This is a genomic window from Stutzerimonas nitrititolerans, assembly GCF_003696285.1.
In the GTDB taxonomy this organism is placed as follows: Bacteria; Pseudomonadota; Gammaproteobacteria; order Pseudomonadales; family Pseudomonadaceae; genus Stutzerimonas; species Stutzerimonas nitrititolerans.
Map to the genome: position 1 here is coordinate 1 of NZ_RFFL01000006.1, position 13,577 is coordinate 13,577.

The window sequence follows — 13,577 nt, forward strand, 5'->3', positions numbered from 1 at the left end:
CACGTCAACGGTATTTTGCAGTTTTGTTTCAACGCTAAGCCCTTCTTCCCCACCTTGTCCTGAAACCTGCCAAGCGGTGAGCTACCGTAGGCAGGCGCACCAGCAGCAACAACGCCGCGATAGAAGCGTAGAGCACCCAGCGTCCCGCATCGGCGCGCACAACCCACAGCATATGCAGCAAGACAATCAGAAGCATCGGATATATGAGCCGGTGCAGCTGTTTCCAACGCCTGCCCAGCTTGCGCATGCTCCAGCGGGTCGATGTTGCCGCAAGGGCAAGCAATCCCATCAGTGCCACCGCGCCGACGGTTATATAGGGGCGCTCGACCAACTCGGCGCCGAAACTGCTGAAATCGAGCCCCAGCAGGAAGTAAAGATATGCCGACAAGTGGAGCACCGCGTAGGCGAATGCCCACAAGCCCAGCTGCCGGCGAAAGGAGATCCAGCCCGCCCAGCCACTCAGTCTTTGCAACGGAGTCATTGCCAACGAACAAAGCAGGAAGACCAGCGCGCCCTCGCCAAGATTATCGACCAGCACCTTGCCCGGATCCGGCCCTAACGCGGCAATAGCCGCCAGGTACAACCAGTAGAAGGGCACGCTCGCGGCGACTAGAAAAATCAGCAACCGCCACCAGAAATGGCGCATCAGTAATCCCGGCTCAGATCCATTCCTGCATACAGGTGCGACACCTGGTCAGCATAGCCGTTAAATAGCAGCGTCTCGCGAATGTTCGGGTTGAAAAGGCTTCCTGGCAACCGACGCTCCCTAGCCTGAGACCAGCGCGGATGCGAGACCTGCGGATTGACGTTGGCGTAGAAACCGTACTCTTGGGGCGCCATCCTCTGCCAGGTAGTCGCCGGCTGTTCACGCACGAAACTGATGCGCACGATGGATTTGATGCTTTTGAAGCCGTACTTCCAAGGGACTACCAGGCGGAGCGGCGCACCGTTCTGATTCGGAAGCACCCGACCGTACATCCCGACCGCCAACAGCGTCAGCGGATGCATCGCCTCATCCATTCTAAGCGCTTCGACATAGGGCCAATCGATCAGCGAAAAGTCGCCACGCATGCCTGGCATCTGCTCCGGTCGGGCCAGGGTTTCGAATCGGACATACTTCGCAGCGGAGGTTGGCTCGAGACGCCGGATCAATTCGGCCAGAGGGAAGCCGAGCCAGGGAATGACCATCGACCAGGCTTCGACGCAACGCAGGCGATAGATACGCTCCTCGAGCTGGCTCGGAGCGAACAGTTCCTCCACCGAATACTTCCCCGGACGCTCGACTTCGCCATCCACCAAGACGGCCCAGGGCTCGATAACCATGCCCGCAGCATTTCGTGCCGGATCCCCCTTGCCAGGGCCGAACTCGTAAAAATTGTTGTAATGCGTGGCGTCACGGTAAGGCGTAAGGCTCTCGTCCTCTGGCAGCGCTTGCCAGCGCGTATGACGAAGCTTGTCAGCGAACCAGCCAGGTGCTGCTGCAGCGGGAACGTCGGCATAGCGCTCGGCGTCAGCCCAGGACAGACGGGGAATGACTGAGCACGCCGCTGAAGCCATCATCCCTTGCAACACCCGACGTCGGCCCAGATAGGCTTTCTCGGGAGTCACCTGCGATTCGCTGCAATCGCCAACACCGGGAATTTTGATCAACATGAGAACCTCCGCTGTCCGAGGACTGGCTCACACCAGACAGCGGATCAGGGCAGAAATCAACTTTCGGCGCGTTTACGTCTCCGCATCAGATATTGCACCGGGCCCGAAGCGGCATAGGCCAGGAATATCAGCAGCAGCACCCGTGGTGGATCGCTGAACACGACGGCGAAGACCAGTACCACCACCAGAATCGCCACGAAGGGCACTCGCCCCTTGAGGTCGAGATCCTTGAAGCTGTAGTACTTGATGTTGCTCACCATCAGCAACCCGGCCGCAGCCACCAGCAGCGCGAACAACATGACCAGCGCCAGAGGCAGGTCGGCACCGAGGATACCCGGATCATCCAGCGCCCAGACCGCCCATACGGAACCGGCCACCACACCTGCAGCCGCCGGACTGGCCAGGCCGATGAACCAACGCTTGTCCACCTTGCCGATCTGGGTATTGAAGCGAGCCAGACGTAGCGCTGCGCAGGCGACATAGATGAAAGCCACCGTCAGCCCGACGTTCCCCAGTTCCGACAGCGCCCATTCGTAAGCCAGGATAGCCGGCGCCAAACCGAATGCCACCATGTCGGAAAGCGAGTCATACTCCGCGCCAAAGGCGCTTTGAGTGTTGGTGAGACGAGCCACGCGACCATCGAGACTATCGAGCACCATCGCTACGAATACGGTGGCGCCAGCGACATAGAAATTGCCGTTTATGGCCGTGATTATGCAGAAGAAGCCGGCAAACAGATTGGCGGTCGTGAACAGGTTCGGGAGCAGGTAGATCCCCCGGTGACGCACCTTGCGCCCCTCGGCATCCTGGCTCTCCTCGACGTGTTCGTCGATAGGAAGCAGGCTTTCCGTCTCGACGGGCTTGTTTGGCTCTTCGGGGTGCTCACTCATGCACAATCCACCTTACAGCAGGTTTGAATAATTTCGACAGACCCGGACCAGGGCGGTTCAGCCCGCGGCCGGCATTGCCTTATACCAGATGGCCGCCGATCCCAACGAAAAAACGCGGCCTCGGCCGCGTTTTTTCTGAGCAGAACTCTTATCAGTTCTTGCTCTTGTCGACGATCTTGTTCGCCGCGATCCAAGGCATCATCGCGCGCAGCTTCTCGCCGACCACTTCGATGCCATGGGCAGCGTTGTTGCGACGGTAAGCCGTCATCGAAGGATAGTTGGCAGCACCTTCGGTGATGAACATCTTGGCGTACTCGCCATCCTGGATACGCTTGAGCGCGTTGCGCATGGCAGCACGGGATTCGGCGTTGATGACTTCCGGACCGGTCACGTACTCGCCGTACTCGGCGTTGTTGGAGATCGAGTAGTTCATGTTGGCGATGCCGCCTTCGAACATCAGGTCGACGATCAGCTTCAGCTCGTGCAGGCACTCGAAGTAGGCCATTTCCGGTGCATAACCGGCTTCGACCAGGGTTTCGAAACCGGCCTTGACCAACTCGACGCAACCGCCGCACAGAACGGCCTGCTCACCGAACAGGTCGGTTTCGGTTTCGTCCTTGAAGGTGGTTTCGATGATGCCGGTACGGCCGCCGCCCACGCCGGAGGCGTAGGACAGGGCGACGTTCTTGGCATTGCCGGATGCGTCCTGATAGATGGCGATCAGGTCAGGGATACCGCCGCCCTTGACGAACTCGGAGCGTACGGTGTGGCCTGGGGCTTTCGGCGCGATCATGATCACGTCGAGGTCAGCGCGCGGCACCACCTGGTTGTAGTGGATCGAGAAGCCGTGCGCGAAGGCCAGGGTGGCGCCCTTCTTCAGGTTCGGCTCGATTTCGTCTTTGTACAGACGACCCTGGAACTCGTCCGGGGTCAGGATCATCACCACATCGGCGGCGGCAACGGCAGAAGCGACGTTGTCGACTTTCAGGCCATGGGCTTCAGCCTTGGCGACCGAGGGCGAGCCGGCGCGCAGACCGACAGTCACGTCGACACCGGAGTCCTTCAGGTTGCAGGCGTGGGCATGACCCTGGGAGCCGTAGCCGATGATCGCGACCTTCTTGCCCTGGATGATGGAGAGATCGCAATCTTTATCGTAGAAAACTTTCATGGAATTACCCCTGTTGCAGGCCACGCGGCCTTTCTTGAAAAGGTGTTAGATGCTCAGCACTTTGTCGCCACGGGAAATCCCGGTGACACCGCTGCGCACGACTTCCAGAATCGAGGTGGTCCCGATGGCCTGGATGAAACTGTCCAACTTGTCGGTGGTACCTGCCAGCTGGATGGTGTAGACGCTGGGCGTCACGTCGACGATCTGCCCACGGAAGATGTCGGTGGTGCGCTTGACCTCGGCACGCTGTGCGCCGGAGGCCTTGACCTTGATCAGCATCAGCTCGCGCTCGATGTGCGCGCTTTCCGAAAGATCCACCAGCTTGACCACTTCGATCAGCTTGTTGAGGTTCTTGGTGATCTGCTCGATCACTTCCTCATGACCGACCGTTGTCAGGGTCAGGCGCGACAGCGTTGGATCTTCCGTCGGCGCCACGGTCAGGCTTTCGATGTTGTAGTTGCGCTGCGAGAACAGACCGACCACCCGGGACAAGGCGCCCGGCTCGTTTTCCATCAGCAGGGAAATGATATGTCTCATGATCAGGTCCGCTCCGTCTTGCTCAGCCACATGTCGCGCATGGCACCATCTTTGATCTGCATCGGATAGACGTGCTCGCTGGTGTCGACGGCGATATCGAGGAACACCAGGCGATCCTTCATGGCAAAGGCCTCTTCCATTTTCGGCTTGAGGTCCTTCAGGTCGGTGATGCGCATGCCGACATGGCCATAGGCCTCGGCCAGCTTGACGAAGTCAGGCAGCGACTCCATGTAGGAATGCGAGTAGCGGCTGTTGTAGACCATGTCCTGCCACTGGCGGACCATGCCCAACGCACCGTTGTTGAGGTTGATGATCTTCACCGGCAGGTCGTACTGCAGGCAGGTCGACAGCTCCTGGATGTTCATCTGGATACTGCCCTCGCCGGTAACGCAGGCGACATCGGCGTCGGGGAAGTTCAGCTTCACACCCATGGCCGCCGGCAGGCCGAAGCCCATGGTGCCGAGGCCACCCGAGTTGAGCCAGCGGTTGGGCTTGTTGAACCTGTAGTACTGGCAGGCGAACATCTGATGCTGACCAACGTCCGATGCCACATAGGCCTCGCCCTTGGTCACTTCGCAGAGCATTTCAATGGCGGCCTGCGGTTTGATGATGCTGCCGTCGCCCTTGTCGTAGGGGAACAGGCCACGGTTGCCGCGCCACTCGTCGATCTGCTTCCACCAGCTGGCGACCGTCTCGGCGTTCGGCGCCTGGCCGATTTCCTTGACGATGGCGACCATCTCGGTCAGCACGCTGTCCACCGGGCCGACGATCGGGATGTCGGCCTTGATCGTCTTGGAGATGGACGCTGGATCGATGTCGATGTGGATGATCTTGGCGTTCGGGCAGAACTTTGCCGCACCGTTGATCACGCGATCGTCGAAGCGCGCGCCTACGGCCAGGATCACATCGGAATGGTGCATGGCCAGGTTGGCGGTGTAGCTGCCGTGCATGCCGAGCATGCCGACGAACTGGCGGTCGCTGCCCGGATAGCAACCCAGGCCCATCAGGGTGTTGGTCACCGGCAGGTTGAGCATCTTCGCCAGCTCGGTCAGCTGTGCCGAAGCATTACCCATGACCACACCGCCACCGGCGTAGATGATCGGGCGCTTGGCAGCCAGCAGCAGCTCCGCCGCCTTGCGAATCTGGCCAGAATGCCCACGCACGGCCGGGCTGTACGAGCGCAGTTTGGCCTTCTTCGGGTAGACGTACTCGAATTTTTCGGCCGGGTTAGTCATATCCTTCGGGATATCGATGACAACTGGCCCAGGACGCCCGGACTCGGCGAGATGGAACGCCTTCTTCATCACGTCGGGGATTTCCGAAGGATGCTTGATCATGAAGCTGTGCTTCACGATGGGCCGGGAGATACCGATCATATCGGTTTCCTGGAAGGCATCGGTGCCAACCATGTTGCTCGGAACCTGACCGGAAATGACCACCATCGGGATCGAGTCCATGAAAGCGGTCGCAATGCCGGTGATGGCATTGGTCGCACCAGGACCGGAAGTCACCAGCACCACGCCGGCCTTGCCGGTTGCCCGCGCATAACCATCGGCCATGTGGGTGGCGGCCTGCTCGTGACGAACCAGGATGTGCTCGATGGACTTTTCTTTGAAAAGCGCATCGTAAATATGCAGAACGGCACCACCCGGGTACCCGTAGATGTACTTAACGCCTTCGTCGCGCAAGAAGCGGACGACCATTTCAGCGCCGGATAAAAGTTCCACGTTGTTCACCTCTGAAACGCCAGATAGCCGCCCCGCGTTCGGAACGGCCAGAAATAGGTTCGCTACCAAGCAGGGCATGAGCGACGGGTGGTCGCCGACTACGTCAGCTCTGACTCAGCAAGCATTAGGAAAGCCCCAAGTGTTGCGGGGCGCCCCTCCCAGCGCGAGGTAACGCGTTGCGGATATTGCAGATCGGCGCGGGTATGCGCCTCGTACCATTCTGAAAAGGTTCGCTTGCGGCGGCCTGCTCAGAACAGCAAGCATGGAATTGTTCGGATTAGGCCCCGGCAAGTCAAGTGCGCCGTTACCCCAGGACAGTTTTCAGCTGTGATCCAGCGCAGAATGGAGGCCAGCCCGATTGCGTATAGTACCGCTCTGGTACGCATCCACAGACAGAAGGGATAAGCATGCGATCGTTGATTGTAGCCGGCAGCCTGTTGTTCGCCTTGAGCGGCAGCGTCATGGCCGGCCAGATTTACAAATGGGTGGATGCTCAGGGCGTTACCCATTTCGGCGCGCAGCCCCCTGCCGGTCAGGCGGCCGAAACCCTGAACACGGTCGTAGCCCCACCGAAGCCTGCCATCCCGGCGAACACGCCCGAACAGGCGGCAACAGGCGACACCGAGCAGCGCGAGATCGATCGCAAGGTCAAAGAGCAGGTCGCGAACCAAGAGGCCGAGCGCAAGCGCTACTGCGAAACGCTGCGCACCAACCTCGCCCAACTGGAAAACAATCCGCGCGTGCGCGTCGAGGAAAACGGTGAAGTGCGAAGGATCACCGAGGAAGAACGTCAGTCGCGTATCGCCGAAGCCAAGCAGAAGATCAGCGAGAACTGCCAGTAAGGAAAACTTTCGCGGCGGCGATCACTCCCCGCCGCAAATCAGCTGATCGAATGCCCCCAGCGATTCGAGCAAGCCGCGCGCAGACGGCTGTCGGTCACGGTAGATCAGCTCCGCCATGACGAGAATGCCCGAGGCAGCCGGCAACGCCTCGTCATTCTCCAGGATCACCTTCATGCGCGGCAGAAATATCCACTGCAGCCATTCCTCGAAGGCCAGGGTATCCACGCAGAATGGCTCACAACTGGCCAAGGCCTCCTCTGTGGGTGGCGTGGCACTCCACATACCCAGCACCCGCAGCTCACGCTCGATCAGCAGCAACTGCTCGGCCAAGGCGTGGAAACGCTCATCCATCACAGACTGACCTTGGCCCGCTCGCGTGCCTGGGCAGCACCTGCGGCATTGCCCTGACGCTCGCGCGCCTGGGCGATCAGTTCCCACAAGCTGGCCTGCAACGCAGGCCGACCGCTGGCGTAGCTCAACCCTCGACGCGAAAGCTGTTCGGCCTGGACGGCATCACCCTGGGCCAGGCGGACCTGGGCCAGGCGATACAGCACCTGGGGCTCACGCGGCGCGATACGCTGCGCGCGCTCCAGGCTGGATGCCGCGCCATTGAGATCACCGCCACCCTGTTGCTGCTGGGCCGTGGTCAGCAGCGCCAGCACCGGGCCATCGAGTTGCTCGTCGGCCGACAACCCGCCGGCAGAGGGTATGCCGCTGGGCGCGCTGGGTGGCTGATTGGCAGAGGATGACGGGGCTGGCGACTCCCAGCGCGTCTGCGGAGCCGGCGGCGTCTCGGGCGTCCCCGAGAAAGCGGCGTCCGGCGCTGCAAAGGTCTGCAAAGGTGCGGAATTTCCTTGCGGCACGGCCACCACGACATCCGAGTCCTCGTAGCTCGGCTGAGCGGCGACGGGCGCAGGCGCTCGGTACGCCTGGCGCCCGGCAGTCTCCTCGGACACCGGCGCGCCGGCGTCGACCACCGGGATCGCGCCCCTGTCCACCGTCGCGCAACCCTGCACCAGCGTGGCGGCGATCAGGATGCCCATCCATTGCTTGTTCAATTGTTCAACCTCTCGCAAGCTGCTGCTTCGTCAATATGTTCAACGCGCGCCCGCCCTGTCACTGCAACCAGCCACGGACCCAGTCCATCACCGATTCGGCTGGCGCCTGAATGCCACAACCCGGCCCTGGCCCAGGTTCGCTGCCGCGAATATAGGGCATCTGCACGGCGCCAGGGCAGCGTTCATCCGTTCCGAGCCCCGTTTCCGCGTTCACCCAGGCATGCACGACATTGTCCGGAACCGGCATGTTCAAGGGCAACGGGTCCGCGCGGCGCATGAAGTCGGACCACACTTGCAGCGCACCGGTGGCACCGGTCAGCGAGGTCTTGCCGTTGTCATCGCGCCCCAGCCAGACCACCGCCAGCAGATCCTGACTGAAACCGGCGAACCAGCTGTCACGCGAATCGTTGGTGGTGCCGGTCTTGCCTGCCAGCGCAAGAGATTGCGGCACCCGGTTGTAAGCCGAACGACCGGTACCTTCGCGCATGGCGCGCTGCATGGCGTACTGGGTGAGGTAGATGGCGCCGGGATCGAAGCGCTGCTGAATCTGGAACGGATAACGCTTGAGCGGCTCTCCGCCGGCGGTCAGCACGCTGCGAATACCGCGCAGGGGGGTATTGAAGCCGCCGTTCGCCAAGGTCTGGTACATGTCGGCGACCTCGATCGGACGCAAGCCGCCGGCGCCCAGCAGCATCGAGGGATAGGCGGGCCAATCGGGCGAGGCGCCGAGGCGGCCGAGGGTCTTGAGCACCTGAGGCACGCCCAGATCCAGACCGAGACGAGCCGTGGAGAGGTTGTAGGAGTTGGCTAGCGCCTGGTACAGGTAGACGGTGCCGTGGGCGTTGCGTCCGTAGTTCTGCGGTTTCCAGACTTGCCCGTCGGCGCCCCTGACCGAAAAGGGTTCGTCCTCGAGCAGGCTGGTCAGGGTGTACTGGCTAGGCCTCTCGAGCGCGGTCAGATAGATGGCCGGTTTGATCAGCGAACCGATCGGGCGTACCGCATCCAGGGCCCGGTTGAATCCGGCATAGCCGGGCTGGCGACTGCCCAGCATCGCCTGGATTTCCCCGGTCTCGGGATTGGTGACCACCATCGCCCCCTCGATCTCGGCCGTCGCCTTGCCGCCCAGGCGCTTGAGCGTCTCGCTCATGGCCGCCTCGGCTTTCAGTTGCAGGATCGGATCGAAGCTGGTGAAGACACGCAAACCTTCTTCGGTCAGATCCTCCTCCCGATAGTCTTCACGCAACTGGCGTTTGACCAGGTCGAGGAAGGCCGGGTACGAGCTGTCGGCCAGGCTGCCGCGCTGAGTGATGCCGAGCGGTTTGCTTTTGGCCGCCGCGGCCTCTTCGGGCGTGATCACCTGCTGCTCGGCCAGCAGATCGATGATCAGATTGCGGCGATTCAACGCGCGCTCCGGATGACGGCGCGGATTGTAATAGGTCGGTCCCTTGACCATCCCGACCAGCAGCGCCACATGATGGAGCTTCAGCTCCGCCAGCGGCTGGCCGAAGAAGTACTGGCTCGCCAGACCGAAACCATGCACGGCGCGGCGCCCGTCCTGCCCGAGAAATACTTCGTTCAGGTAGGCCTCCAGTATCTCCTGCTTGTCGTAGTGCAGCTCCAGCAGAACCGCCATCATCGCTTCGGTGGCCTTGCGGCTGAGACTGCGCTCGTTGGTCAGGTAGAAGTTCTTGACCAGTTGCTGGGTCAGGGTACTGCCACCCTGGCGTACCTGGCCGGCCGTCAGGTTGACCCAGACGGCGCGGGCGATGGATTTCGGTGAAACACCAAAATGCTCGAAGAACTCACGGTCCTCCACGGCAACCAGCGTCTCGATCAGATAGGGCGGCGCCTGGTCGAGCTTGATCAGGATCCGGTCTTCGTTGTGCGCCGGATACAGCCCGCCGATGGTCACCGGTTCCAGTCGCGCCACCGGCAGCTCGCCACCGCCGACTGCCGACAGGCCGGCGACGAAGTCACCGGAGAAGCGCACCCGCAACCGCCTGGACTCCTCGGCCCCTTCGTAGAACTGGAAACCACGGGTATGCAGCTCGACATTGCTGCCTGCAACCGAAACGCCACCGGGCCCGCTCACCGCGTTCTCGCGGCGGTAGCCGAGGGCGCCGAGCTCGGCGAGAAAATCGTCCTTGTCCAGTTTCTGTCCGACGAACAATTCGAGCGGCCGGGCGTAGACCTTCGCCGGGATGGTCCAGCGCTTGCCGGAAAACTTCTCCTGCACCACGGCATCGAGATAAATGGCCATGCCAGCCAGCAGAACCAGCGCCACGATGGACAGTTTGAGCAGCCAGCCCAACCAGGGGCGAGCCGGGCCGGAGCGGCGTTTCGAGCGGGTACGAGGGGAGCGTGCTTTAGTCATGGCGGCGCATTATACGCACTTTGATTTCGCCGGCAGACGGCCTCTCGGCGGTTTGCACAACATCCATGTACGGCCATAATGGCGCATTTTCCGACTCTGTGAGCTGCGTCGCAGCGCATAGGCCCGTCCAACAATATCCACAAGGAATGACCGTGAGCCAAGCATTGATCGCCGCGCTGCAGAACCCAGCCCTATACCCGCATCCGGTGGATGGTTTCCAGGTCATCGAGACGCATATTTCCTGGATCATCCTGACCGGCACCTATGCCTACAAGCTCAAGAAGCCGGTCGATTTCGGCTTCCTCGACTTCACCGAGCTGAGCGCCCGCAAACACTTCTGCGAGGAAGAACTGCGCCTGAACCAGCGCCTGGCGGCCGACCTTTATCTGGAAGTGCTGCCGATTACCGGTAGCGTCGAGGCGCCCCAGCTGGATGGTGCCGGCGAGCCGATCGAGTACATGCTGAAGATGCGCGAATTCCCCCAGGCGCAACTGATGGCCCAGGTGCAGGCCCGCGGAGAACTGAGCGACGCTCACATCGATGCGCTGGCCAAGCGGATCGCCCAGTTCCATCTGGCCACCCCACGGGTGCCCGCCGACCATCCGCTCAGCACTCCCGAAGCCATAGTCGCGCCGATGCGGCAGAACTTCGAACAGATCCGCCCGCTGCTCAGCGAAGCGGCCGATCTGGAGCAACTGGACGCCCTGCTCGACTGGACCGAAACGACCATCAGCCGTCTGCAGCCACTGCTCGAACAGCGCTGTCAGCAAGGCTTCATTCGCGAATGCCATGGCGATCTTCACCTGGGCAACGCCACCATCATCGATGACGAGGTGGTGCTGTTCGACTGCATTGAGTTCAACGACCCCTTCCGCCTGATCGATATCGCCTCGGACGCCGCCTTCCTCGCCATGGATCTGGAAGACCGCGGCCTGAAGTGCCAGGCCCGCCGCTTCATCAACGGCTGGCTCGAGCACAGTGGCGACTATGCCGCGCTGGAGCTGCTCAACCTGTACAAGGCCTATCGCGCCATGGTGCGCGCCAAGGTCAATCTGTTCCGGCTGTTCCAGGAACAGGATGCCGTGCAGCGCAAGGTGATCCTGCGTCAATACCGCGGCTACGCGAACCTGGCCGAGAGCTACAGTGCGATTCCGTCGCGCTTCCTGGCCATCACCCATGGCGTATCGGCCGTCGGCAAGAGCCAGGTGGCGCTGCGCCTGGTGGAAGCGCTGGGTGTGGTGCGCCTGCGTTCGGATGTGGAACGCAAACGCCTGCATGGCGCGCAGACGGATGACGCCAAGGGGATGCTGCATGCGGGCATCTATAGCCCGCAGGCCAGCGAGGCGACCTACCGACGCCTGCATGAGCTGGCCGAAACCGCACTGAATGCCGGCTTCTCCGCGGTCATCGATGCCAGTTACCTGAAACAGGAGCAGCGCCAGGCGGCCTGGCAAGTGGCCGAATCCACCGGCGTGCCGTTCCTGATCATCGATTGCCAGGCGCCGGACGCGGTCATCGAGCAATGGCTGGCACAGCGTCAGGCGCAGGGAGCGGATGCCTCCGATGCGACCATGGAGGTCATTCGGGCGCAGCAGGCCGACCGCGAGGCGCTCAGCGAAGCCGAGCAACTGCTGAGTCGCCGAGTCGACACGCACGAGGCCGCCAGCCTCGACGACCTGGTCGCCGCCATCCGACAGCGTCTGCCCGGTCTCTGAGACCTCTCGCCGGCGTGATCGAGAGATCGCGCCGGCCGTAGCCAGAAGATCGGATCAATCTTCCCGACCAGCACAAATCCCAGCGCTACGGGCAGAAACCGACACGGCACCTATACTGTTCGAGGCACGCTCCTGGAGCCCGCCATATGCCTCGACACCTGCCGCCCCGCCCCAGACGGCTCGTTACCATGAGCGATAGCGTCCGGCCATGCCCTTTCCTGCCCCGGCGCCAAGGTGCCGTTTCGCCCAGCTGTCCGCCCGCCCTCTTCCGTTGGCTGACGAAACGCACCGTAACCTGGCAGGCGCTGCCCAACTGCCGCGACAGGGTGTTCGCAGGCGACGTCAGCCTCTCAGGCCATCCATGCCGATAGGAGATCCCGATGCACGACGAGCTGCTGACGTTGAAGAATATCGGCAAGACTTCCGCGCAATGGCTGCACGCCTCGGGCATTCATACCGCCGAGGATCTTCGCCGCCTGGGAGCGCTACAGGCCTACCTGGCGGTGAAGACACGAGGCTTCGGCGCTTCCCGGGTGTTGCTGTACGCCATCGAAGGCGCCCTGCATGACATTCCGTGGCAACACCTGTCCGAGACCAGAAAGGCGGAGCTCAACGAACAGCTGAACAAGGACGTACACGGCAACAAGAGCTAGCTCACAACCTCCGCGCAGTGAGATTTACTCAGCCCTATCCGCCACTTATCGTGGCGGGCACACGGCAACATGGCCGTCTGATCGTCTGTCCAAGGATTACCGACATGTATCTACTCGGGGAGCAACCGGCTTACGCCGATCGTCTGATCAACCGACTCCAGGGTATCCCCGCCCAGTTGCTCGATGGCCTGGCGCCTTCCGGCGATCCGATCGAACTCGGCAGCACCAGCGATATCGCGTCACAACTGCCGGAGCAGCAGGTGTTTCTGGTCCAGCGAGGACTGCTGCATGCCAGGGTGGACGAGCGTCCACTGTTCTATCTGCGCGAAGGCGATCTGCTGGGCCTGCGCCAGGGCATCGAACTACCGACCTGCCACTACTGCAGCGACGAGCCGATCACTCTGATCCCCTATACGCGCCGTGCGGTCTTCGAACACATCCATGCCGACGAACAGCGCCAGGAGCTGTTTACCCAGTACCTGATCGGCCATACGGCATTGCTGTCGGATGCATTGGCGCGCCTGAAGCAGCCGGAGATTCGCCCCACCACCGGCTTCCAGTATTTTGCCGAAGGAGAGGAACTGATCCGCCAGGGCGATGAAGCCGACAACGTCTTCATCATTATCGAGGGGCATGCCGAAGCCATCGTCGACGGGCAGAAAGTAGGCGATGTGCAACGCGACGAGATCTTTGGCGCCATGGCGGTATTCACCCAGGAGAAGCGCAGTGCCAGCGTCATCGCCAGCACCGCCTGCACCGTCATGGTGATCCCCAAGGACCAGTTTCTCGGCCTGATGCAGAACAACCCGAGGATCGCCCACAGCCTGATCGAGAGCATGGCTCGGCGCATCGATCTGCTGAACAAGGAAGTCACCCAGTTGCGGCTGCCGATGACCGCATGACCACCGAACTCGCAGGGCCGAAAAATAATTGAGTTTCCGCTGTTGACACGCAAACGAG

General features: G+C 61.7%; 13 protein-coding genes. 4 read left to right on the forward strand and 9 right to left on the reverse strand.

Translation table 11 applies throughout. From position 1 onward, the window contains the following. Positions 1–34 precede the first annotated feature (34 nt). From msrQ to EA795_RS08850, 6 genes are all read right to left on the reverse strand, one after another. A complete protein-coding gene (gene msrQ, locus EA795_RS08825; protein ID WP_122076693.1) occupies positions 35–646 on the reverse strand; it encodes a protein-methionine-sulfoxide reductase heme-binding subunit MsrQ in 612 nt (203 codons plus the stop codon). Beyond that, the gene (msrP, locus tag EA795_RS08830; RefSeq protein WP_014851756.1) at positions 646–1,653 is read right to left on the reverse strand and encodes a protein-methionine-sulfoxide reductase catalytic subunit MsrP; all 1,008 of its coding nucleotides are present in this window, start codon (positions 1,651–1,653) and stop codon (positions 646–648) included. Before msrP ends, msrQ begins: the two co-directional genes overlap by 1 nt. 56 nt (positions 1,654–1,709) lie before the next feature. Next, on the reverse strand, positions 1,710–2,543 hold the full coding sequence (gene pssA / locus EA795_RS08835; protein WP_014851755.1) for a CDP-diacylglycerol--serine O-phosphatidyltransferase: 834 nt from the start codon (positions 2,541–2,543) through the stop codon (positions 1,710–1,712). Between the two features lie 151 nt (positions 2,544–2,694). After that, on the reverse strand, positions 2,695–3,711 hold the full coding sequence (gene ilvC / locus EA795_RS08840; RefSeq protein ID WP_014851754.1) for a ketol-acid reductoisomerase: 1,017 nt from the start codon (positions 3,709–3,711) through the stop codon (positions 2,695–2,697). Between the two features lie 45 nt (positions 3,712–3,756). Next, positions 3,757–4,248, reverse strand: coding sequence for an acetolactate synthase small subunit (gene ilvN, locus EA795_RS08845; protein ID WP_014851753.1), 492 nt, complete (start codon positions 4,246–4,248; stop codon positions 3,757–3,759). A 2-nt stretch (positions 4,249–4,250) separates the two neighbouring features. Further along, positions 4,251–5,975, reverse strand: a complete 1,725-nt coding sequence (locus EA795_RS08850) for an acetolactate synthase 3 large subunit (protein WP_014851752.1) — start codon at positions 5,973–5,975, stop codon at positions 4,251–4,253. Between the two features lie 407 nt (positions 5,976–6,382). Between EA795_RS08850 and EA795_RS08855 the strand changes: the two genes are divergently transcribed. Further along, entirely contained in the window at positions 6,383–6,817 is a 435-nt protein-coding gene (locus EA795_RS08855) for a DUF4124 domain-containing protein (protein WP_122076696.1), read from the forward strand. A gap of 21 nt (positions 6,818–6,838) precedes the next feature. Here the strand turns inward: EA795_RS08855 and EA795_RS08860 are convergent, their stop codons facing one another. The 3 genes from EA795_RS08860 to mrcB form a co-directional block, all read right to left on the reverse strand. Next, complete coding sequence (locus tag EA795_RS08860; RefSeq protein WP_122076699.1) at positions 6,839–7,168, reverse strand: YqcC family protein; 330 nt, start codon at positions 7,166–7,168, stop codon at positions 6,839–6,841. Further along, positions 7,168–7,860: a tetratricopeptide repeat protein gene (locus EA795_RS08865; protein WP_122076701.1), complete on the reverse strand. Its 693-nt coding sequence runs from the start codon at positions 7,858–7,860 to the stop codon at positions 7,168–7,170. The genes EA795_RS08860 and EA795_RS08865 overlap by 1 nt, the downstream gene beginning before the upstream one ends. 73 nt (positions 7,861–7,933) lie before the next feature. Then, positions 7,934–10,249 carry a penicillin-binding protein 1B gene (mrcB, locus tag EA795_RS08870; protein WP_122076704.1) on the reverse strand — a complete coding sequence of 772 codons (2,316 nt, stop codon included), beginning with the start codon at positions 10,247–10,249 and terminating at the stop codon, positions 7,934–7,936. A gap of 152 nt (positions 10,250–10,401) precedes the next feature. Between mrcB and EA795_RS08875 the strand changes: the two genes are divergently transcribed. The 3 genes from EA795_RS08875 (at position 10,402) to EA795_RS08885 (ending at position 13,519) form a co-directional block, all read left to right on the forward strand. Next, the gene (locus EA795_RS08875; RefSeq protein ID WP_122076707.1) at positions 10,402–11,964 is read left to right on the forward strand and encodes a bifunctional aminoglycoside phosphotransferase/ATP-binding protein; all 1,563 of its coding nucleotides are present in this window, start codon (positions 10,402–10,404) and stop codon (positions 11,962–11,964) included. A 380-nt stretch (positions 11,965–12,344) separates the two neighbouring features. Beyond that, positions 12,345–12,617 (forward strand): TfoX/Sxy family protein, encoded by a 273-nt coding sequence (locus EA795_RS08880; RefSeq protein WP_122076710.1) that lies wholly within the window; start codon positions 12,345–12,347, stop codon positions 12,615–12,617. A 104-nt stretch (positions 12,618–12,721) separates the two neighbouring features. After that, positions 12,722–13,519 (forward strand): cyclic nucleotide-binding domain-containing protein, encoded by a 798-nt coding sequence (locus EA795_RS08885; protein ID WP_122076713.1) that lies wholly within the window; start codon positions 12,722–12,724, stop codon positions 13,517–13,519. The last annotated feature ends 58 nt before the right edge of the window (positions 13,520–13,577 follow it).

Bases quoted from the DNA above. Each gene is read 5' to 3' on its own strand.
- msrQ (WP_122076693.1), bottom strand. From the start codon at position 646: ATGCGCCATTTCTGGTGGCGGTTGCTGATTTTTCTAGTCGCCGCGAGC.
- msrP (WP_014851756.1), bottom strand. From the start codon at position 1,653: ATGTTGATCAAAATTCCCGGTGTTGGCGATTGCAGCGAATCGCAGGTG.
- pssA (WP_014851755.1), bottom strand. From the start codon at position 2,543: ATGAGTGAGCACCCCGAAGAGCCAAACAAGCCCGTCGAGACGGAAAGC.
- ilvC (WP_014851754.1), bottom strand. From the start codon at position 3,711: ATGAAAGTTTTCTACGATAAAGATTGCGATCTCTCCATCATCCAGGGC.
- ilvN (WP_014851753.1), bottom strand. From the start codon at position 4,248: ATGAGACATATCATTTCCCTGCTGATGGAAAACGAGCCGGGCGCCTTG.
- EA795_RS08855 (WP_122076696.1), top strand. From the start codon at position 6,383: ATGCGATCGTTGATTGTAGCCGGCAGCCTGTTGTTCGCCTTGAGCGGC.
- EA795_RS08860 (WP_122076699.1), bottom strand. From the start codon at position 7,168: ATGGATGAGCGTTTCCACGCCTTGGCCGAGCAGTTGCTGCTGATCGAG.
- EA795_RS08865 (WP_122076701.1), bottom strand. From the start codon at position 7,860: ATGGGCATCCTGATCGCCGCCACGCTGGTGCAGGGTTGCGCGACGGTG.
- mrcB (WP_122076704.1), bottom strand. From the start codon at position 10,249: ATGACTAAAGCACGCTCCCCTCGTACCCGCTCGAAACGCCGCTCCGGC.
- EA795_RS08880 (WP_122076710.1), top strand. From the start codon at position 12,345: ATGCACGACGAGCTGCTGACGTTGAAGAATATCGGCAAGACTTCCGCG.
- EA795_RS08885 (WP_122076713.1), top strand. From the start codon at position 12,722: ATGTATCTACTCGGGGAGCAACCGGCTTACGCCGATCGTCTGATCAAC.